The 22,721-nt window shown below is 34.7% G+C and carries 15 protein-coding genes and 1 other RNA gene; 12 read left to right on the top strand and 4 right to left on the bottom strand.

Annotated elements, in window-relative coordinates; translation table 11 throughout:
* Positions 1–79: 79 nt before the first annotated feature.
* From mscS to LDL57_RS11620, 5 genes are all read left to right on the top strand, one after another.
* A complete protein-coding gene (gene mscS / locus LDL57_RS11640) occupies positions 80–931 on the top strand; it encodes a small-conductance mechanosensitive channel MscS (protein WP_180558749.1) in 852 nt (283 codons plus the stop codon).
* A 218-nt stretch (positions 932–1,149) separates the two neighbouring features.
* Complete coding sequence (locus LDL57_RS11635; protein WP_180558750.1) at positions 1,150–1,878, top strand: oxidative stress defense protein; 729 nt, start codon at positions 1,150–1,152, stop codon at positions 1,876–1,878.
* 912 nt (positions 1,879–2,790) lie between these two features.
* Positions 2,791–7,962, top strand: a complete 5,172-nt coding sequence (locus LDL57_RS11630) for a C80 family cysteine peptidase (RefSeq protein WP_225505672.1) — start codon at positions 2,791–2,793, stop codon at positions 7,960–7,962.
* A 231-nt stretch (positions 7,963–8,193) separates the two neighbouring features.
* Positions 8,194–11,136, top strand: a complete 2,943-nt coding sequence (locus tag LDL57_RS11625) for a calcium-binding protein (RefSeq protein WP_225505663.1) — start codon at positions 8,194–8,196, stop codon at positions 11,134–11,136.
* 392 nt (positions 11,137–11,528) lie between these two features.
* Complete coding sequence (locus tag LDL57_RS11620; RefSeq protein WP_180558753.1) at positions 11,529–11,747, top strand: SIMPL domain-containing protein; 219 nt, start codon at positions 11,529–11,531, stop codon at positions 11,745–11,747.
* On the opposite strand, the gene LDL57_RS11615 is transcribed toward LDL57_RS11620, so the two are convergent.
* On the bottom strand, positions 11,744–12,661 hold the full coding sequence (locus tag LDL57_RS11615; protein ID WP_180558841.1) for a LysR family transcriptional regulator ArgP: 918 nt from the start codon (positions 12,659–12,661) through the stop codon (positions 11,744–11,746). The genes LDL57_RS11620 and LDL57_RS11615 overlap by 4 nt on opposite strands.
* 143 nt (positions 12,662–12,804) lie before the next feature.
* Here LDL57_RS11615 and rpiA point away from each other — a divergent pair, with 143 nt between their 5' ends.
* From rpiA to LDL57_RS11600, 3 genes are all read left to right on the top strand, one after another.
* Positions 12,805–13,473 (top strand): ribose-5-phosphate isomerase RpiA, encoded by a 669-nt coding sequence (gene rpiA / locus LDL57_RS11610; RefSeq protein ID WP_180558754.1) that lies wholly within the window; start codon positions 12,805–12,807, stop codon positions 13,471–13,473.
* Positions 13,474–13,759: 286 nt separating this feature from the next.
* The gene (gene serA, locus LDL57_RS11605; protein WP_180558755.1) at positions 13,760–15,001 is read left to right on the top strand and encodes a phosphoglycerate dehydrogenase; all 1,242 of its coding nucleotides are present in this window, start codon (positions 13,760–13,762) and stop codon (positions 14,999–15,001) included.
* Between the two features lie 227 nt (positions 15,002–15,228).
* Positions 15,229–16,710 (top strand): hypothetical protein, encoded by a 1,482-nt coding sequence (locus LDL57_RS11600; RefSeq protein ID WP_180558756.1) that lies wholly within the window; start codon positions 15,229–15,231, stop codon positions 16,708–16,710.
* A gap of 58 nt (positions 16,711–16,768) precedes the next feature.
* Here the strand turns inward: LDL57_RS11600 and LDL57_RS11595 are convergent, their stop codons facing one another.
* The 3 genes from LDL57_RS11595 to zapA all read right to left on the bottom strand — a co-directional run bounded on the left by LDL57_RS11595 (position 16,769) and on the right by zapA (position 18,115).
* Positions 16,769–17,359: a 5-formyltetrahydrofolate cyclo-ligase gene (locus tag LDL57_RS11595; RefSeq protein WP_180558757.1), complete on the bottom strand. Its 591-nt coding sequence runs from the start codon at positions 17,357–17,359 to the stop codon at positions 16,769–16,771.
* Between the two features lie 129 nt (positions 17,360–17,488).
* A non-coding RNA gene (gene ssrS, locus LDL57_RS11590) (6S RNA) lies at positions 17,489–17,689 on the bottom strand.
* A gap of 96 nt (positions 17,690–17,785) precedes the next feature.
* The gene (gene zapA / locus LDL57_RS11585) at positions 17,786–18,115 is read right to left on the bottom strand and encodes a cell division protein ZapA (RefSeq protein ID WP_026821802.1); all 330 of its coding nucleotides are present in this window, start codon (positions 18,113–18,115) and stop codon (positions 17,786–17,788) included.
* Positions 18,116–18,298: 183 nt separating this feature from the next.
* Between zapA and LDL57_RS11580 the strand changes: the two genes are divergently transcribed.
* Genes LDL57_RS11580 through ubiI form a run of 4 tightly spaced genes read left to right on the top strand, consistent with a single transcriptional unit; the run spans position 18,299 to position 22,695 of the window.
* Entirely contained in the window at positions 18,299–18,874 is a 576-nt protein-coding gene (locus LDL57_RS11580) for a YecA/YgfB family protein (protein WP_180558758.1), read from the top strand.
* A gap of 52 nt (positions 18,875–18,926) precedes the next feature.
* Positions 18,927–20,237, top strand: coding sequence for a Xaa-Pro aminopeptidase (gene pepP / locus LDL57_RS11575; RefSeq protein WP_180558759.1), 1,311 nt, complete (start codon positions 18,927–18,929; stop codon positions 20,235–20,237).
* Positions 20,238–20,255: 18 nt separating this feature from the next.
* The gene (gene ubiH / locus LDL57_RS11570) at positions 20,256–21,434 is read left to right on the top strand and encodes a 2-octaprenyl-6-methoxyphenyl hydroxylase (protein WP_180558760.1); all 1,179 of its coding nucleotides are present in this window, start codon (positions 20,256–20,258) and stop codon (positions 21,432–21,434) included.
* Positions 21,435–21,459: 25 nt separating this feature from the next.
* The gene (ubiI, locus tag LDL57_RS11565; RefSeq protein ID WP_180558761.1) at positions 21,460–22,695 is read left to right on the top strand and encodes an FAD-dependent 2-octaprenylphenol hydroxylase; all 1,236 of its coding nucleotides are present in this window, start codon (positions 21,460–21,462) and stop codon (positions 22,693–22,695) included.
* Positions 22,696–22,721: the final 26 nt, after the last annotated feature.

Below are 22,721 nucleotides of genomic sequence, written 5' to 3'. Positions count from 1 at the left end.
ATTGTGTTAATTTCATGTCTAAGATAATGCAGTTTTTGATATATGATTAGTGATTGTTTATTTTCTAGAGGGGATTGAGATGAATGAAAATGGTGTGGTTGAAACGATCGATCAGGCAAAGAGTTGGTTTGTTAATCACCAGGATCTATTAATTCAGTATGCGGTAAATATTGTTTTTGCATTAGTTATCTTATTTGCTGGTTTGATTGTTGCTAGATGGATCAGTCATATTACTAATCGATTAATGTCCTTACGCGGTATAGACAAGACGGTCAGAGATTTTTTATCAGCAATTGTTCGTTATGGCATTATAGCATTTACCTTAATCGCAGTATTAAGTAAGTTAGGCGTGCAAACCGCCTCTGTCATTGCTGTTTTAGGTGCTGCCGGTTTAGCGATTGGTTTAGCTTTACAGGGCTCATTATCTAATTTCGCAGCTGGAGTACTATTGGTTATTTTTAGGCCATTACGCGCAGGGGAATATGTCATTTTAGGCTCGGTGGAAGGAACCGTGGAGCATGTACAGATTTTCTCAACTTCATTACGTACTGCCGATGATCGCATTGTTGTCATACCCAATAGCAAAGTAATTAATGACAATATCATTAACACCTCTCGTGAGCCAAATCGGCGTACGCAAATAATGGTAGGTGTCGCTTATAATGCGGATATTGACATTGTTAAAAAAGTGTTAGGCGATGTTATTGCGGCAGATGAACGTATTCAGCATGATAAAGGGGTTACTATTCGTTTACATGAAATGGCACCTTCTTCGCTTAATTTTGTCGTACGTGTTTGGACGACTAACGCTGATGCATGGAATGTTTATTGGGACTTAATGGAGAATTTTAAAAAACAGTTAGATGCACATAATATAGGTATACCTTTTCCACAAATGGATGTTCATTTATATCAAAGCAAAAACGGCTAACCAATCCTATTGGTGCGGATTCGTTTCACACCAATATTTTTATTAGTTAGGAATCTATCGTTCTATTTATTGACCGGCATTAGTTCGCGTTGATTTAAATTATTCATTATGATTAATCTAACCATTATGCTTTTTAATATTCTATTATGTTAAGAATAAACGATTATTGGCTAGCAAATAGTCTATCTAGAGTTGATTAATTATGTGCAGGAGGTCTCGTGAAGCTTAGTTCGATTATATTTTTAGCGATGATGTCAGTGAGTTCATTACCATTACTTGCTCAAGCTAATTCCTTACCTAATGGGCCACACATTGTGACCTCAGGCAATGCAACGATAAAAGCCACACCAGATATGGTAACCTTATTAATTAATGTTGCTGTAACTGAAAAAAATGCTGCATCAGCTAAAGCGGCAGTTGATAAACGTGTCAAAGAATATTTTGATTTTCTCAACAATAAAGGGATAGCGAGTAGCGATATCAATGCGGCAAATATCACCACTCAACCGAAATATGAATATGATAAAGCAGCAGAAAAATCTAAAATAATTGGTTATACTGCAGAACGTTCAGTAGAAGTTAAAGTATATAAACTGGATCAGCTAAATCCGTTATTGGATGGTGCTTTAGCGGCCGGTTTAAATGAAATCAATGCGGTGCAATTTGGCGTTAAGGATCCTAAACATTATCGCGATGAAGCACGTAATAGAGCAATTGATAATGCTAAAGCGCAAGCAGAAGCGTTAGCAACTGGATTTAATGTTAAATTAGGTAAAGTTTATAGTATTAATTACCGGGCACCTGATGCAACCCCTTACCCAATGCCAAGAATGAAGGCGATGACGCAAATGGTGGCTGCCGCTGCCAGTGATAGCAATCAAACTTATGAACAGCAGAGTATTGATTTTACCGATCAAATTGACGTTGTTTTTGAATTGAAACGTTAATTGTTGTTTTCTACAATTATTGTTGTCTTGTTTTAATATCTGGCGTCCGGTTTTTACTCGGGCGTCAGGCTTTCGATAAAAATATGAATGATAAAGATAGTCGTATTTTATTTAGCCAAACTATATTAAGTTCATTATCTCTGATTGCTAAACTGAGCTTATTGTCATAAGGATGAAATTTTTTAAGGCAAGCAGACAGGATATATCAGCTAACAAAAAAATGGATTGTAAAAATTGAGAAGTAGCAATTAGTACTTATATCCTTGAGGTTAAAACTTTAGCTAAAGACTTTAGCTTCATTATTAATATTAAGTATACCTTTTTCTGATTGTTATAGAACAATATGATAACCAGAAGACAAATTCGTTATTAAGCTTTGATGAAATATTAATAATATTATTAAAAAATTATAAGTAAATATTTCAAATATAGCTAGTGTCTAAGATTAATATAATTATATTTTTTATATCATCAATTATCATCAATTATCATCAATTATCATCAATTATCATCAATTATCATCAATTATCATCAATTATCATCAATATACTTATAATTAGATAATACATATTTATATCTATTATATATTTACTCTTTTTTATCATTCTTTTTATTAGCCAAAAAAAATTATACTTTTATTATGGTTTGAAATGGGATTTTATTCTGCTATTAATTAATAGAATGAATATATGCTGATATTAAAATAGTTAGATAATATTTATAATGATTATTATTTATATTTTTAAGCAACATAGGTGAATAAACCTTTAATATTTTTTGTAATTTAAGATAAGTTAATTGTTATAAATAATAAAACTTTTTTACTAAAAATATTTAAAATGTTATTTATATATTATTAATATTATGTGTTAATTTAAATCAAAAATGATTATTAACAACAGGTAATTTATTATGCCGGTGAATCAAATAAAACGTGGGGATATTGATTTCAACCAAAAAGAAATAATTCTTAAGTTTGCAAAAAAATGGTTAGATTATAATAGTAATAAATTCTTCCTACGCACTAGTAATGAAAGGAAAAAAATAATATACGATGGTATATGTTTGGGATTAACACGTTATTATATGACACATATTGCTCAAAATGGGCAACAAAACTCAGCGATGTTTTTTATTAAATTTTATCGTTTAATTAAAATGGCCAATAGAGAAATTCCTATTAATGCCGGGATTATTGAACGTTATCAAATAGAAGCGGAAAGGCGATATGCAAACGTTATTTTAGATAAAGTGTTTTTTGATATCCTTAATGAACATACTTATGCTAATAACATAAATTTATTGAGGGGTTATGTTATTCCAGAAGTAAAAAACTATATACGTACTAAAGAGGATCCTGCTGCTGTCAATGCGCATAAAATAATTAAGCGGATTTATAAAGATGAAACAATTAAAAAGCCTGAATTAGTTAAAGAGAGATGGTTTATAGATATTTTCTTAATAGCAAAAAAAAATTTTACGGAATCCGATAAAAAATCTATTGCCGAAATACAATTAGCAATTGAAGAAGCTAAAATTAAAATTTATAAGATTTATGTAGATGATGAAATTAATTATCTGAAAAATCGTGGAATTGTTTATGTAAAGCCAAAAAACTCCACTATTTATCACAGACATTCTATAGATATTGATAGATTATTTTCACGTATTGAAAACGATCATCAAGATGTGTTTTATGAAATATATACGAATAATCATGCTATGGTGTTAACGGTTACCGTAAATCCGAGTAATAATGAGAAAAATATAACGTTCTTTGATTGTAATAAAGGATTATATCTATTTAATGATCTTGCTGAGGCAAAAAATTTTATTATTGAATTTAGTAAATATACTAGCGAAAAGTATCAATGGAATATAGCAAAAATAGATAACCCAAGAATATGTGTAATTCCTTTTGTTAAAGTTAGCGCGTTTAGTGACAAATTAATTGATTTGACACCACCAAAAGATAATATTAGCTTAATGGTTCTCAATAATATAATCAGTCAGAGAAATATTATTCCAACTAATGATGGTGCAGAAATAAAATTTTTACTGTTGAATCAATATAATAATACAGTCACATTTTCAATAGAAAAAAAATCAAATATTGAATATGAAAATAAAAAAATTATTATGAGCACTGACCAAATTGATATAAGAACAATAATTTACTTGGTCAATAAGGAACAAGATAATTTATTTGCATTGTCCCATCGAAATTTATTTACTCGTTTTGATAAAGATAATATTCAGGTTTACCGGTTACCGGATGATTTTGATCTTTCGGCTAATATAAATGATATTTATGACACATTGCCAACGCCTGCTTATAAAGTAGTGCCAGATAGCACTACTCAAAGCTATGAAATACTTAGTCGGGCGCCAAGAATGAATGGCGATAATAATCGGAATATTGATTTTGATAAGTGGGGGCTGCCGATAATACAGTCGGAGTTGATAACTAATAATAGTGAACAGAACAACTTATATTTGGAATATGAACGAACGATTATTATTCAAATTCAATCTGATAATATTCTTGACCAGGTAGTTGCGGGTTTAATTGCTAAACATCCGGAAAAAACCATTTTATGGCAATTTGATATTGCGGCAAAGAAAAGACGACTTGCTTATGGTCACCACGAAAATTTACTGCCAGCAGGTAAGACACGTTGGATAGTTGTTGGTCACGGAAATTATCGAGGCAATGGACAAGTTTCTCAATTTGCTCAACTCTCACCAAAGGCCGTTGTTGATGGATTGCAATGGTTAAAGAATGATTTAGCACTAAAACAAACGCCGGCTAAAATTGTGCTAATGGGTTGTGAATTAGCTGCAGGAACAGCAAAAGAAGACTTTGCTTTTAATATGACCCAATTACTCAATAAAAATGCGCTTGATGCTAATATCATTGCTTATACTAATGATTTATTTATTGATAACCATGGTAAACGGATTGGTTATATCAATAGTGAAAGTAATGAATTTCTGCCTGCCCGAATTTATAAAAAAACCTATCAATATCACCACGCAACAGACAGTATCACAATTAACGGTAAGCCCGCCATTTTATCTTTATTGCATGATTTGCAGGCGGACAAAGTCTCCTTTGAACGATTTATTACTGATAATCAGCCATTATTGACCCCATTATTTTCTGATCTAACTGGAGAATTAAATATTGATCTAATCAAAAAAATTGCCTATGACCAACGAGCTTATGATTTATTTAAAAATGCAATTAATGAGTCAGACTACAATGATTATGAGAATTTTTATAATAAAATAACGAGTGAAATGATTAATAACGGCATTGATGAAGCGCCAATATGGAAGACAGTAAATAAAAATTATATTAATGAAAATAAATTAAATTTTTCTCATCAGCATAATGATAAATTGAATATCATTATTCGTCTAACTAGTGATAAACAGAATCTGACTAAAGCGCAATTATATGCCATATTTAGACCGGAAAATACCATTATTATTCAGTATGATGTTAAAAATAAACAGTCATTTATTGAATATGGCGATTTGTCACGTTTAACATTGATCGGCAATCACAGTTGGACGATTTTAGATGGCAATGAGTTGCCGTTATTGGATCCTGATACTTTATCACAATCATTACTGGCTTTACGGCAAAAATACCCGCTTAAAGTGCCAAGCGAGATCAAACTAGTTAATGATAATGGCAAAAGAGAAAATACTGCTATTTATGATCCTCAGTATGTAGCTGTTCGTTTATGCCAAAAATTGGCGGAAAAAGGGTTAAATTCTTCGGTTTCAATTTACCCACTAAAATCAGAATTTATGTCGTCAGATTCTGAACTTGGTATTTTCCTGGATGATTATCATGATCAGCAAAAAAACACTTTTCAGCTTGATAGCACAACGCAAAAATTGATGATTAATGGGGAACCACCAATTAAGGCAATGTTACTCGATATTGTAACAGGGAAAATAACGCTAGCAGAAATTACTGCTGAAAATCCTGCAATATTACTGTCTAGTTTTGCTGATCGGCAGGGTAAACTTAATATTAAGAAACTTAAGCAAACAATTTATGATCCGTTGTTAAGTATCAAGGTTAACCAGTATTTTGCTCATGGTGATTATCATGCTAATGATGCTCGGTTACGCTGGAAGGCCCTTTTTATTGCGGAAAAAAGTTTATCCTTAAATCAGCAATCGGCAGAATTATCTTTTCTGGTTGGTGAATTACAGGCAAATCCCTATGCTGTTCGCTATTTAAGCGATCATAGTCGCTATCTATTAGGACAATATTTTTCATCCAGTAATAATGAACTGGATACAATTTATTTAATGCAGGCACTAGCAAATCCAGAATATATTGAATTTATCCAAACTCAATTACAGGAGTTTTTTGGTTTAAAAATTGGCAGTGAGTTTGATGGACTTTCATTAAAACAAGCTTTGATGAAGAGTTCTACTTGGCGCCAACGGGTTTTGGATAATATAGTCAGTTTAACTAAATCAGCACAATGTTCGCAGAGTGAGGCAACCCTATCTGCGGTTAGTCATGGATATTATTTGGATAAGATAAATGCTAATAGCCTGGGTATTGAACAAGCCTTGGGTGCTCTTTATGTCATAGCATGTCAGCAAGGGAAGCAAGCACAATTTATTAAAATATTAGCATACCAACAGGCTTTGCTTGAGCTTAGTAGCAAAAGTGAGCTTAGTATTCAAGATCAGCAATTTTTAACCGAGTTTGACGCTGCGATCAGCCACCTGCAAAAGATTAATTATATTGCACGGATTGAAAATCAATCACTAAAAAACTGGTTAATGCAAGCATTGGATGGCGCTTACTATTTGCAGTCAGGTGAGCATGCTTTTACTGTTGTGATTAAGCGGCAAGATAATATTTTTCAATATCAGCTTTATGATCCGAAAGCTGGTGAGCTTGTTATTAGTAGTGGTAAACGCAAACAAGCCCAAAAGGATTTTTTCCTTGTATCTCAAACGTATTTAGATAAAGAGACCCGATACCTTAATGAGAACAAAGAGCGGAAAGCTGATTTGATGATTGAAAACATTAATGGTGATTATCTCTTTGACATCTATGAATTAACACTTGATCATCAGGCAGTTGAAAAAACACAAGTTTTTTGGCAATTCACTCCCCCCAAGCTAGATACTAACACTTATTTGGTTAAAATAAATAATATTGAGATTAGCTTGCCATTATTAATACGGGCTGGAGCACAAATTGATGGCCAATCTCTATCAGTCAGACATATTCAATCATTGCCAGACTGGCCTGAGCGATTGACGTTTGACGCCGCTATGTTAAGCCATCACTTGATGCTACTTGATGGTAGTCATGATGATCTGCAATTTATTAAATTAATTAAATCACTAATCAATCAAAAAGGGCAAGATAACCTGCTCACAACGCGAGCGCAGTTGGCTGATGTAGGGATGGTAAAACAGCAATTAGGCTATGTTGATCGCTATGTTAAAGGTGAAGTAATTGATGCTGCAATGTGGCATGAAATGAATAATACCAGCTTTAAGTTGCCTCGTTATGCACGAATAATGAGTAAAGTGGGCTATGGTTCACAAGCTATAGGGATTGCTCAACTTTGGATTTTAACTAACCGGGCGGCAGATCAATTACAGGATCCGCGTTTATCCAATGAGCAAAAAGTGGAAATTAGGCGGCAACTTGCGTTGGCATATGGAGCTGCAGCGGCCAATTTTGGTACCGATATCTTGCAACCTATCATCTTTAAATCAGTAACTAAAATAACTGATTCAACAGAGATTGCGGCCAAATTTGCCGGCCGCGCAACATCAGTATTAAATGCTTTGTCGGCCGGATTTGATATTTACAGTGCTTATCAGTCATTACACCAATTATCGACCGAAACTGATCCAGAGGTGCGACAAGATTTGATCGTTAATGGAGCACTTGCGGTCGTAAGTGCAGCGGTCAGTATCACTGTTTCGGTTGCTCTTTTAGCCGGTTCTTCTGCTGCCGGGCCAATAGGCATTGCTGTAGGAGCTGGATTAATGGTTGGTGGCATGATTTATAATGGCATTTGAGCTGTTGAACGTATTGAAGAAAAGGTCAAGCTTACAGGATGGGAAGTGTTTGCGACAGGAATTAGCACCGCTTTTGGTGAACAACCACCCGCCAGTGTTCTTAACAAGTTACAAGCCTATAATGAAGAAGAAGGTTACCAGGAGTCACTATTACAACGCATAAAGAACCAAATTAGCATTTTTCGTACAGAAGGATATGGCCGAGCTCTGTATGTAAAAGAGCGTTATCAAATGGCAGAAGTGCCGCTGTTTAATATACGGGATATTGAATCAGGTTTGTGTTTGACAACTAAGGAGCAAGCAAAAGTATTAACCCTTGAAAAATTAAATGGTTCTAAAATACAAGTTTCTGCCCATGAACAAGCAACAGAAAATTACAATTACCTTGATATGTCCTTTTTGGCGGGCATTATAGACTATAAATCTTTAGATAATTCTTTCTTTACTTATCCAAAATACCGATTTACCGAAGATCAAGCTAGTAGAATTACCACGGCATATCCTGATAAATATTTAGCTGAATCTGTTGTAATAAAAAATTATGCCCCAGTAATGAGTTCAACAAGCAATGAAACTTTTATATTTGATCCAGAAAGAAAGGATTTAGATTTTTATCTGGCAGGAAAAAAAATAGAATCAATTTATTCTTATATTGAAAAAAATACGCAATTTATTTATTTAACCGATCATGAAGAAGTTAAATCCATTCCAGTTGATAGAAATCAGCTACTATATCAGTTGTCAGTGCCAGGAGAGAATGGGGGTATTATTTTTAACACGGCCAATGGTAATGATACCATTGTTGGTTTTAAACAGTATAAAAATAGATTTGAGATCTATAACGGTAATAAAATCTTTATCGGTGGCGAAAAAAATGACACTTTCATATTAAAGTTTGATGCACATTATCCGAATGAGACTCGTTATTTAGATGGACATGCAGGTAGTAATTCTATAATTATTAATCAATTACCTGTAATTAAATCTAATTCTAATGTTGATACAGAAAAAAATAGTACTAATTTACAGGGGGTTGATAAGGATAGATTTACCAGACAGGATGGTGTATTGATCAATTTAGAACAAGAAAAGATCTGGATAATTGATGATCACCAGTATGCTGTTAATAGTTATGATAATGAAAAATCCTCTTCATTTATGCAATCGCAGTTGCTTGCTACCATCAAAAACATGGAAAATGTAACCGTAGTAGCTAATAGTGCCGATATTATTGTTGGTGATGCGCGGGATAATGTTTTAGATGGTAACCTGGGTAATGATAGATTGTATGGCGGTAAAGGTAATGATACTTTAATTTTAACTCAAGGTATTGCTGATGGTGGTGAAGGTCATGATGTTTATCGCATTAAGCGCTATAACTGGCAAGATCATATTGAGATATTTGCTGATGATAATTTGAAATATCAGCATTGGGATCCAATAAAAGGCGCTTTTGTTTTTGCTGATACGAGCAGTAGTGAACAAATTGCATCTGCATCTGCGACCAATTCAACGTTTCGTTTTAACAATGGCTATTCTTATAATGCACATATTGTCATTGATGACAGTTATCGAAATACTAATCAACAGAGTGTGGTTTACCTGGATTATGATATTAATGAAATAAAATCAGTTTCCAGATCGGGCAACGATATTGTTATTGAAATTGAGATTATCAATAACGCCAAATTTATTAAAAATAACATAATAAGCCATATCGCAATAAGATTAAAAAACGTTTATGCGCAGGATGAAAAAGGCAACTATTTTACTAATCATGAATATAATGTGAAATGTCAAAATAGCTTTTTACTATCACCTATATTAGTTTCAAAAAAAGATAAAAATAAAAATCCAACTGAATATTTTAAAGCTGCATATGTCAGACCAAAATATCCCAATGAAGGAAATGTCTATACCAATGATGTTGAAGTTAATTTTGCGCACAATAGTTTTAAGGTTTTTAGCAAAGATATCTATAAAATGCCTACTGGTATTAAAGTCATGGCAAAATTTTTAACATCAAATGGGATGACTATTATTGGGGATAACGATGATCAGATTATTGCTTTGGCTCCACAGTATTATATTTATGTTTCAAAAGGTAATGACTTCTATCTTATTAAGAGCATGACATTAAAAAATTTGCCTGACGTTGATACTACTTTTACTCTTAATGAAGATATCATTTTTGATTTTAGCAAAGTAAAAAATAGTTTGGATAGTAAAGATAAGATTATTATTACAATACTAGAATATAGTGGCTATGATTTTGAGTTTGAGGGTAATTGTCTTATTCATAAAGATAAAGTTGGCAAAATTGCTAATATTGTTTTTAAGGATATGCCTGACAATGAAATTATAAATATCCTGCTACAGGATAAAAATCAGCAACGTTTTATGATGTCATTAAAAAAGGGCGAAAATAAAATTGTTCCAATGACTGTAATTAAAGAACCTACGTCGGGTCATGATATAATTGAGTTGCCAGTTGGTTATCGCTTGAATGAAAATCGATTAGATACTATGGCAGGTGATGATATTATTACTGATTTAAGTGGACGCGATAATATAATTAAAGCTGGCCCTGGAGATGATATGGTGACAGTGATAAATGGCAATAATATTATTGATACTGGAATAGGGGATGATATTGTTGCTACCGCAAAGGATAATAATATTATTTTACCAGGTGAAGGGAATGATATTGTTAATAGTGGTATAGGTGATGATACTATTATTACTACTAATGGATATGATGAGATTAATGGTGGTAAAGGGAACAATGCAATATTTAATAATCATCAAGTTGGGCATGTAACTATTAATCATGCTGGTGGTACAGATACGATTTACATTCAAAATTTTGATCACTATTTTTCTGATGATAATATACGATTATATATAACAGATAACCAACAAGATTATTTTATTAAATCAAGAGATAACAAATCTAGTATTACTATTAAAAATGCAGTGGCAAATGATGATAAAATAAAAGTTTATGGAGGAATAAATAATGGTAAATATCTGGATAGTGATAGCATAAATATCTTGATCGATAAGCTATCAGCTTTTAATAAAGGAAAAGACAGAGCATCATTAAATTTGATTGATTTTATTAACAATGGCGATGAGCAAAATATTTTTGTGACATCGCAGTATAATTATTAAATAAAATTAACTCTTTTATAATATGATTAAAGCAAAGAAATACTTTCTTTGCTTTTTTACTATTTTGATTAATTATAATAAAATATAAATTAATTTTTTTGTACAGTATGATTAAATATTTTTTACTAATATTAAACATAATAATTTATTATTTAAATTAAGTATATTTATTATATTACAATAATTTTTAATTAATTTTAATTTTTTTATTGAAATAATTTACTAGCTAGTTTAACAATAAATAAAAATAGCTCATATAATAAATAAAAGAAAAACTATTAAAATTTAAGTTTTTCATTGAAATAGAATTTAACTGATGCTCTATCTCTGAAATATTTAACTCAAAGTAGGTGTTCAAATTAGTATAAAGTATGTAATTAGGCATTGACAATGTGCAAACGAAGGCGTTAGCAGCAGGATTTAATGTTAAATTAGGTAAAGATTATAGTATTAATTACCGGACACGTGATGCAACCCCTCACCCAATGCCAAAAATGAAGGCGATGACGCAAATGGAGGCTGCCGCTGCCAGTGATAGCAATCAAACTTATGAACGACAGAGTATTGACTTTACCGATCAAATTGACGTTGTTTTTGAATTGAAACGTTAATTATTGTTTTCTACATTATTATCTTCTTGTTTTAATATCTGGCGTCCGGTTATTACTAGGGCGTCAGTCACTTTCTTCATTGTCCTGCTTTCGGGTGAAAAGCGGTGCCAGTATAGCATTCTACGCTGACATAGACCGGGAGTAAGATCGACTAGTTGACCTGAGTTCAATTCATTAATAATTTGTAAATGCGGGATCATACAACAAGTTGAACCTTGCTTAGCAAGTTGAACAAAGGCCTCTGATGAGTTAACAATATGGCAAGGAACACTACCCGGCGATAGGTTAAAATTCTGTTGAACAAAAGCTTGATGCATATCATCCAGATGATCAAAGGCAACAGCCGGCGCTCTTAAAAGTGCGCTTTTTGTCACGCCGGTAGGGAAATAACGCTCCGCAAATGTGGGCGACGCAACAAATAAATAATCTAGTGCACCCAGTTTATCTACCAGACAGCCAGGCAAAGGTTCTGATTGAATACTAATCGCGCCAACGACTTCTCCTCTACGTAACAGCTCCTGCGTCCGGGTTTCATCTTCGACTTGAATATTAAGGCGGATAGGCGTGTCATGTAGTACTGGATTGAGCGCGGGCAGAAACCAGGTTGCTAAACTATCAGCATTTACTGCCACTGATAGCAACAACGGAGTAGCTCCACTGCTTTCGTCACCAAGCCATTGCTCTTCCAATAATTCAACTTGATGTAACAGAGCAAGTAGTTTTTGTCCTTGCTCAGTCGGTTGAGGAGGGAGCGTTCTTACCAATAATGGCTGACCAAATAGATTTTCAAGCTGCTTAATTCTTTGAGAAACGGCAGATTGAGTGATACATAGCTTTTGCGCTGCGCGCTCAAAGCCACGTTCACGGATCACGGTATCCAATGCTTGTAGTGCTCGATAGTCAGGACGTTTAATCACGAAAAAATCTCTTTAAAATTCAATTCAGATGTTATTCTATATCTTACTATGCAATATTTTTCCAATCGAAAGCCGGGGAAATTTCGTTATACTAATTAATTAGTAGGTTTTAGCAATAAAAAATAATAAGGCAACTAATTATGACACAGGATGAATTAAAAAAAATGGTTGGCTGGGCCGCTGTGGAATATATCAAAGCCGATATGGTGGTTGGTGTTGGTACAGGCTCTACCGTTGCACATTTCATTGATAGCTTAGCGACACAAAAGCATTTAATCAAAGGTGCAGTCTCTAGTTCAGTTGCTTCTACAGACAAATTAAGCGCGTTAGATATTCCCATTCTTGATAGTAATGATGTGGATGGTGTTGATATTTATATTGATGGCGCTGATGAATTTAATCCAGATTTAATGATGATCAAAGGTGGTGGAGCGGCTTTAACGCGTGAAAAAGTTATTGCTGCAATGGCTAAGCAATTTATCGCTATCGCGGATAAATCTAAGCAGGTTGATATTTTAGGTGAATTTCCATTACCCGTTGAAGTAATTCCGATGGCACGTGCTTACGTCGCTCGTCAATTAGTAAAATTAGGTGGTCTGCCAGAATATCGGCAAAATGTGGTTACGGATAATGGTAATGTTATTCTTGATGTTCACAATCTAAAGATCCTCGATCCAATTGAGCTAGAAAATAAAATTAATGCAATTGCCGGTGTTGTTACGGTAGGCTTATTTGCTAATCGCGCGGCGGATATTGTTTTGCTGGCAACGCCAACTGGAGTAGAAAAATTGACGGCTAAAAACCTATAGTTTGCTGGTTTTTAAAACCCTGAACGGTTATTGAGGCAGTATTTATTGCCTCGATTAAATTTAAATTTTTTTACTATCAAATTTAGTGAGTTATATCATTATAATTGTTTTAATATGATGAAAATCTTACTTTTGCCTGGTTAGTTTCCTCTTTGTTCGTTATAGCGTTTTTATTGAGATGAGTTTTGTTGTTTGCATAAACGATAGTGTTGCTACTGAAAAAATTTTTGTTATGGCGGTATGAAAAATCGGTGATAGCCGCAATCTTAATGATAGGATGGGGTAGATGGTTAATGTATCTTTACAAAAACAGAAAATTAAATTTTTGCTTTTAGAGGGAGTGCATCAAAGTGCAATTAATAATCTGCGGGCAGCAGGTTATGAAAATATTGAATACCATGAAGGTGCATTATCAACAGAAGAATTAATCGCAGTGATGCCTGATGTCCATTTTATCGGTATTCGCTCTCGCACTTATCTTAGCGAAAAAGTTTTGGCCGCAGCGGAAAAATTAATTGCAATCGGTTGCTTTTGCATTGGTACCAATCAAGTTGATATTCAAGCTGCGGCTAAGCGGGGCATCCCGGTTTTTAATGCTCCTTTTTCCAACACTCGCTCAGTGGCAGAAATGGTACTTGGCGAATTATTATTACTTTTGCGTCGTATTCCAGAAGCGAGTATGAAAGCGCATCGTGGAATATGGAATAAACAAGCCAAAGGAAGCTACGAAGCACGAGGTAAGAAATTAGGTATCATTGGTTATGGTCATATTGGTACTCAATTAGGTATCTTAGCTGAAAATATAGGAATGCATGTTTATTTCTATGATATTGAAAATAAGTTACCGCTAGGTAACGCTTGCCAAGTTCCTACTATGACCGAATTACTCAATATGAGTGATGTAATTAGCTTACATGTTCCTGAAACAGCAACTACTAAGAATATGTTTGCCAAAGAACAACTGACGTTGATGAAACCCGGCGCGATTTTGATCAATGCTTCACGTGGTAGCGTAGTTGATATTCCGGCATTAAGTGAGGCATTGAAAAGTCAGCATATTTCTGGTGCGGCAATTGATGTCTTTCCTAAAGAACCAGCCAGTAATGGTGATCCTTTTAGCTCGCCGTTAATTGGATTTGATAATGTAATTTTAACGCCTCATATTGGTGGTTCTACCCAAGAAGCACAGGAGAATATTGGTCATGAAGTGGCTAGTAAGTTAGCAAAATATTCTGATAATGGCTCTACTTTATCGGCGGTCAATTTTCCTGAGGTTTCATTACCTATCCATACAGAAGAGACTAATCGTTTATTACATATTCATGAAAATCGTCCAGGAATGTTAAATCGTATTAATCAGATCTTTATGGAAGACGAAATTAATATAGCGGCACAATATTTGCAAACTAGGGGGAATATTGGTTATGTTGTGATTGATATTACAAGTCAACCGGAAAAAATAGCAAAAGCCTTATTACAAAAATTAAAATCTTTACCTGGTACTATTCGCACACGTCTGCTTTATTAATAAATTATACTTATTTATTTTTCTAATAGACGGCCCGTTAAAGCGGGCTGGTTTTATTTGTTTTTATTAATATATTTAATTTAACTTATTTAATTTAGCAATATGAAATATAACTAATTAGTACTATTTTATAATAAAAAAGTATTTATTATTGGTTTAATTCGAATTTGAATTTATTTAAAATTTCATCTAATTAACTTGGAAGGATATATTTTAAGGAAGCTATTATGTCAATTAATGGAATTAAAAATCCAGATGTTATTTTTTCTCAAAATAAACATATTTTTGAAGATTTTAATCAAAAAATAGCACTATTGAAAAAGAAGTATTTTAGATTAGATTTAACTGATAAGCGGTTTCAAATTGATGAAGGAATATGTTATGGCTTGTCTTTAATGTATATGTGCCAGTTTGCACAGGGTGGCTATGTGCAAGGTGATAAATTCTTGGAATCAATTAAAGAATTAAATCAGCTAAGTAATTTAGCCATTACACATGATATGGATGATTATGACAAAATCATTATTGAAGCTAAAAAACTACATGCTAATGCAAAAATTAATGATTTACTTAACGAAGCAATTTATTTGCATAATTTCATTAATAAATATGCATTACTTTATGCAACAAAATTGGTTAATTTAAGGCAAGTCATTAATCAAAATAATAAAGATATTATGGAGATTTGTATAGGTAGTAAGCATTTTACCAATAGAAACGATGTTAATTGTTTTATTGATAAATTTTATGCAGAAAGTATTAATCAAAATAATGAATTGGTTCAATTTAAATGGCATAGAGACATTTATGTAGAATGGCAGCGTATTTGTACAGCAGAAAATATTTTATCTATACAAGATATTCTTTTCAAATTTAAACAGGCAAAAGCAAATGTTATTAATTCATATTCTAAGGATATTGAATTTTTTCTGTCTAACTATAATATCGGATACGATAATATAACTGGAATAGAACGCTATTGTTTGCTAGAAGCTTCTTCACAATCTTTTGCTGATATATTGGATAGATTCCATGCTAATTCTGATGGTATTTATTTGAATATTGGCTTAAAAGCGCATTCAGTGATGCTAACAATTGAGAATGATGAGAATTATAAACCCATTTTTACTCTATTTGATTCAAATGCAGGGGTTTATCATTTTACCGATAAACAAAAATTAACTGAGTTTTTTAATCAGCTTGCTTCTATCTATGCAGTGGAAAAACAAGCCGATGGAAATTTCACTTTTGCCATGGGAAGTTTTGTTAAAAAGAGTCACCTAGCTCATCAACAAGATCATCAAAAAGAAAGACAGTTAAATCGTTTTTTGGTTAACAATAATGAAATCTCAATTATTGCTTTAGCTAAACTTATTGATAATCAAAACAAAATAAAAATTGATGAAAAAATATCATTAAAATTTATTGCGATAGATGAAAAAACGCAAACAACCCAGTTGGAAATTATTAACCATAAAAAAATTTTTAATAAAAAAATAAAATTAACTATCGATTGCCAGTCTGTGGATGAAATAAAGCATTTTATCCAACAGCATAAACAAGATTTGGATAAATATCAGGGTAAACGAATATATTTAAATAAAAGTAACGGCCATTATGATGTTTATCGTAATTCTTATGAAAAAAATATTGCTATTTTGCAACAGAATATTATCAAGGGAAAAAAACAGCCGATAAAAACCATTTAATCATAAAAAAACATATTATGATCTTGATATAATATGAGGATAATTCCTGTTAAATTATTTACCAGCACCATCTTTTTGATGGTGTGATAATTTCAGGTAATTGAATATCCCATGGTGCAGTGGGAATTTTATCAACCAATTGGCAATCATGAGCTAATCCAATTGGGAAAAAATTTTTTTTGCGCCAATTGAATAGCAACCTATCGTAAAATCCACCTCCCATACCTAACCGCTGGCCTTGTTTATCAAATGCCACTAATGGCACAAACAGAACATCTAATTGCGCTATTGGTATAACATCCATAACATTAAGGGTTGGCTCTGCAATATTAAAGCGGTTTTTTATCAGTAAAGTGTCAGGACGATATTGTAGAAACAGTAACTGATAGCGATTAAAGGGATGTAAAACCGGTAGGTAAACTTTTTTGTTTTGGGCCCAGAGATTTTTAATTAATGGAGCAGTATTGATTTCGCCATCATATGAAAGAAATAACCCCAGATGGGAGGCAGATCGTATAAGTTCGTGCGCTAACGCAAGCTGAGTTATTTTATCTGCCGCACTATGTTGTTGTTCGCATGTTAATTGTCGACGATATTGTCGTACTGTTTGCCGGATAATTTTCTGCCGTTTTTGTAAGTTATTAGACATAAAATTGGGGATTATCTATCTAGCCAAATAAAATAATAGGATCATTTATTGTCGTATCATTCAGGTTTTGTATACGGAAGTTTAGTATATTTGGATGGTAAAATTATGAGTATAGTAGTATAACAATTGAGGACCTCCAAGATGCCGTTGCGGGCTGTAACCCTTGAACCCGGGGTTCAAGGTGAACGTAGCATCGTTAACTTTAGGCTTCCTGGTGGCTAGGTTCTCCCTAGCTGACCAGGCATGCACACCATAAACAGATATCCACATTCGAAGTGTTTGAAATATCGGCTCAGGGGACTCACCCGCTGACGAGCATCTCAGAGAATTCTAAACTATATCTTAGTCTCTATTGTATTAAAGTAAATACAGAAAGCAACCTATTCTTACTCTATTTTGGTACTAATGTTGTTTTGTTCACCTTTTTTATTCTAACGGAGTAATTGTTCGTCCAGTAATGCGCGCTTGCTCTTGTAATGCCTGTTCAATTGTATGTTGCAATACGCGGATTTTTTGTTCCATATTATCAGTGTAGTCCTGTGTTTTGATTTTTTCTTGCGCAAGTTCATGGCAAATGTTCAAAGCGACGATAAAAATAAGTTGTTCGGTATTTGTAACGCCAGTTCGATTTTTGAGATCTTTTAGCCGTTGCTCAAGCTCAGCCGCCGACGATTTTAAGGCATCTTGTTGTTCTTTTGGGCAATTAACCCTTAATGTTCGTCCTAAAATTTGAATATCAACAGGTTGTGCAGACATTATACCTTCCTGATTATGTGGGGAGACGAAATATGGTGGTAGCATTTCGCTGCCCATAATTCTATTGATGCTATTAAAATAATTATGATTAATATATGTGCAATTTGTGCACTTATCTAGTATAGCGACCGTCCTTGATGGTAGCATATTACATATCAATATTATTAACGTAACTGAGCAGACATGCCAATACAGAAATCTTTACCTAATTATCAAACTCTTGAGCTACTATTGCAACAACAGAATGTTGCTTTAACAGCCGCAGAAATGCACGGCTTAATTACAGGCCTAATTTGTGGAGGTAATCACGATTATAACTGGAAAAAGTCGATTTATGAACTAACCAATGATGGATTAGCTTTTTCACAGATATTGACTAACCCACTACGTGAACTTTATGACTTTACACTTACCTCTTTAGATAAAAATGATTTTATTTTTAATTTGTTGTTACCTGAAGATGGTAAGGTGTTTGAGCAGGCTGATGCTTTAGCCGGTTGGGTTAACCATTTTTTATTAGGCTTGGGTGTTACGCAACCAAAGTTAATGGAAAAAAAAGAACTAAAAGAACTTGTTACGGATTTACGTAATATTGGTATGTTGGGTTATGACAAAAATGACGATCAAAATGAGTTAGAACAGGCTTTGGAAGAGATCATTGAGTATGTTAAGGTCGCAGTTCAGCTCTGTTTTATTGCCTTTATGGAGGTAAAAGTTCGGCGAATGAAAGCAAAAAAAAATAAACCAACATTACATTGATAAGCATAATATTCTAACCTATTTCATTGCTTAATCATTTGCAGGAGAAGGCATGATTCAACAACCATTTATTTCTCGTCGCCACAGGCTATTAAAAAAAATGGCACCTGCCAGTGCAGCGATTTTTTTTGCCGCTCCGTCTGTTTTGCGCAATGCAGATTGTGAATATCCTTATCGGCAACACAGTGATTTTCTCTATTTAACTGGTTTTAGTGAACCTGAAGCTGTATTGGTTATCATTAAATATAATAAAACCTCTAGTGAGAGCATACTTTTTAATCGTGTGCGCGATCAAGCGATGGAAACCTGGTTTGGTCGTCGTTTAGGACAGCAAGCTGCGATGACAGAACTGGGCGTAGATCAGGCATTACCTTTCGCTGAAATTGATCAACAACTTTATCAATTATTAAACGGTTTAGCTGTTGTTTATCATGCTCAGGGTGAATTTGCCTATGCAGATCGGATTGTTGCTGCTGCACTTAATCGGTTAAGGCAAGGTAGTCGGCAAAAATTAAAAGCCCCATCTACGCAAATTGACTGGCGGCCAATGTTGCACGAAATGCGATTATTTAAATCCCCTGAAGAGCTTGCTCTAATGCGTAAAGCTAGCAAAATTTCTGCTGATGCACACCTTAAAGCGATGCAAACCTGCCAGCCTGATATATATGAATATCAGTTAGCTGCAGAAATCGAATATCAGTTTGCCAGTCAAGGAGCAAAATCGCCTGCTTATACTACCATTGTAGGCAGCGGGGAAAATGCCTGTATTTTGCATTACACCGAAAATGATACAGTGATGAAAGCGGGCGATTTAGTCCTGGTTGATGCCGGCGCCGAATATCAAGGTTATTCCAGTGATATTACTCGTACCTATCCAGTCAATGGTAAATTTAGTCAACCCCAGCGTGAAATTTATGACATTGTCTTAATGGCACTAAACACTGCTTTAGCCTTATATCGACCAGGGATCACAATTCATCAAGTGATGACGGCGGTGATAAAAATAAAGATCGCAGGCTTAATTAAGTTGGGTCTTTTGCAAGGTGAGGTAGACAAACTCATCGAAAGTAAAGCGCACCTGCATTTTTTTATGCATGGTTTAAGTCATTGGTTAGGGCTTGATGTCCATGATGTTGGTGATTATGGTAGCAATCGCAATCGCCCGTTAGAGCCGGGTATGGTATTGACCGTTGAACCTGGGCTTTATATTGCACCGGATGCTAATGTACCCGAAGCTTATCGAGGAATTGGTATCCGCATTGAAGACGATATTGTGATCACTGAAGAGGGGAATGAAAACCTGACAGCGGCTGTTATTAAGGATCCTGATGAGATAGAGGCACTGATGGCTGGAGCAAAGTAGGTTGGGAGATATGAAACGATGAAAGTGATTATTGTTGGCGGAGGTATGACCGGCGCATCCTTAGCACTTGCTATTTCGGCTTTCAGTCAGGGAAAAGTTCAAGTTGCATTAATTGAAGCAAGCTTACCGAATAAATCACATCCTGGTTTTGATGCTAGAACAATTGCATTGGCTTATGACACTTGTCGTCAGTTTGAGCAAATTGGTATTTGGCACGGGTTAAAAAAGTATGTAACGCCAATTACCCATATTCATGTTTCAGAATATGGCCATGCTGGAGCAGTGAATATGTATGCCAAAGACTATTCTCTGTCTGCACTTGGTTATGTGGTTGAATTACATGATGCGGGAAATCACTTATTTGAGCAGCTGGAAAAAGCGCCAAATATTGAGTTATATTGCCCTGATGAAGTCATCTCTGTTGAGCGCACGATTGAGCAGGTATCAGTTAAATTAAAGACGGGTAAAGTTTTAACCGGACAGTTATTAGTTGCGGCTGATGGCAGCGATTCAATGATTGGTAAAGCCAGTCAAATTGAATGGCAGCGAGACTCATACCAACAGTGTGCAATTATTGCTAATGTTTTGACTAGCGAAGCGCCACACGGCCGAGCTTTTGAGCGTTTTACCCAATATGGCCCGCTGGCAATGTTACCTATGACTAAAGGGCGTAGTTCATTGGTTTGGTGTCATCCGTTGGAAAACCAGCAGCATATTATGCAATGGAGTAATGACCAATTTATGGCCGAATTACAAAAATGGTTTGGCTGGCGGTTAGGTGAAATTAAGGCTGTTAGCGAGCGTTACTGTTTTCCATTGACACTTTCTCAAGCAAAAAGAGTTATAAGTCATCGATTAGTCTTGGTTGGCAATGCGGCACAAACTTTACATCCTATTGCCGGTCAGGGGTTTAATCTGGCTATGCGCGATGTCATGCTCCTTGCCACTATAATTAGTGGAGTAGGCAATTATGGTGGTGATATGGGGGCTTATTCAGTTCTTAGTCAGTATCAAAAGCATCGTTGTAATGATAGACATTGCACCATAAAGTTAACTGATAATCTGGTTCATTTATTTTCAAATAATCATTTGATTTTTGCTATCGGCCGTAATGTTGGATTAATGGCAATGGAGACTCTACCACTTATGCGTGACATTTTAGCCCACCAAGCAATGGGGCGATCGTTTCATCTCTAGCTATTTAACAAGGAATATTTTAACTATGCAATCGTTTGATGTGGTTATTGTGGGTGGTGGTATGGTTGGCCTCGCTCTAGCTTGTGGATTACGGGGTTGTGGTATGAGAATTGCCATTATTGAAAATTCTCCCCCACAACATCAATTTGATGCGCAACAGGCGCCTTCACTTAGAGTGTCTGCTATTAATGCAGCGAGTCAGAAATTACTCGAACATTTAGGTGTTTGGCAGGCAATTGTGCAAAAACGAGTTGGTCGTTATCAGCACATGGAGGTTTGGCAGCAGGATAGCTTTGGTCATATTCAATTTGATGCCAAGGAGCATTATTTAACCGGTCTCGGACATATCATTGAAAATTCGATTATTCGTGGAACTTTATGGCAACAGGCTCAATCAAGCACAGATATTACCTTATTAACAGAAAATAGGTTGAAAAAAATTGTTTGGGGTGAGAATGAAGTATTTATGACTGTTGATAATGAGCAGATGCTGACTGCAAGGTTAGTTGTTGGTGCGGATGGTGCTAAATCATGGCTAAGGGAACAAGCGGATATTCCACTTAGCTTTTGGGACTATGAACATACGGCATTAGTCGCCACCATTCGAACTGAGCTGCCCCATATGCATACTGCTCGTCAATCTTTTCATAGCGATAGCATTTTAGCTTTTTTACCGTTATACGATCCTCATCTTTGCTCAATCGTTTGGTCTTTGCCGGCAATGCAAGCGCATAGACGCCTGGATTTAGAAGTGTCTACCTTTGAAAAAGAGTTAAGCGTAGCTTTAGATATGCGCCTCGGTTTTTGTCAGTTAATCAGTGAACGTCAAATTTTTCCACTTATAGGCCAGTATGCACGAAATTTTGCCGGTCAACGTATCGCTTTAATAGGTGATGCAGCCCACACCATCCACCCTTTAGCAGGGCAAGGAGTAAATTTAGGCTTGATGGATGTTGCTGAATTGATTGGGCAATTACGACGTTTGAATACCGCAGGTAAAGATATCGGCCAGTATCTTTATTTACAAAGTTATGAACGTAAACGTAAATATAGTGCCGTATTGATGTTGGCTAGTATGCAGGGGTTGCGCCAATTATTTGATGGCAATAACCCAATCAAAAAAATGGTTCGTGATGTTGGATTACTGTTGACTAATACAGTGCCAGGCATAAAACCAAAGTTGCTAAGTTATGCGTTAGGATCACATGATATGCCTGAATGGTTAGCAAAGGTCACAACCAACTCCGCAGAAATAGTGTAACTTATCACTGCATTGCGCTTAATCTA

Source organism: Arsenophonus apicola (assembly GCF_020268605.1).
Lineage (GTDB): Bacteria > Pseudomonadota > Gammaproteobacteria > Enterobacterales > Enterobacteriaceae > Arsenophonus > Arsenophonus apicola.
This window is presented reverse-complemented; position numbering and strand designations above follow the sequence as displayed.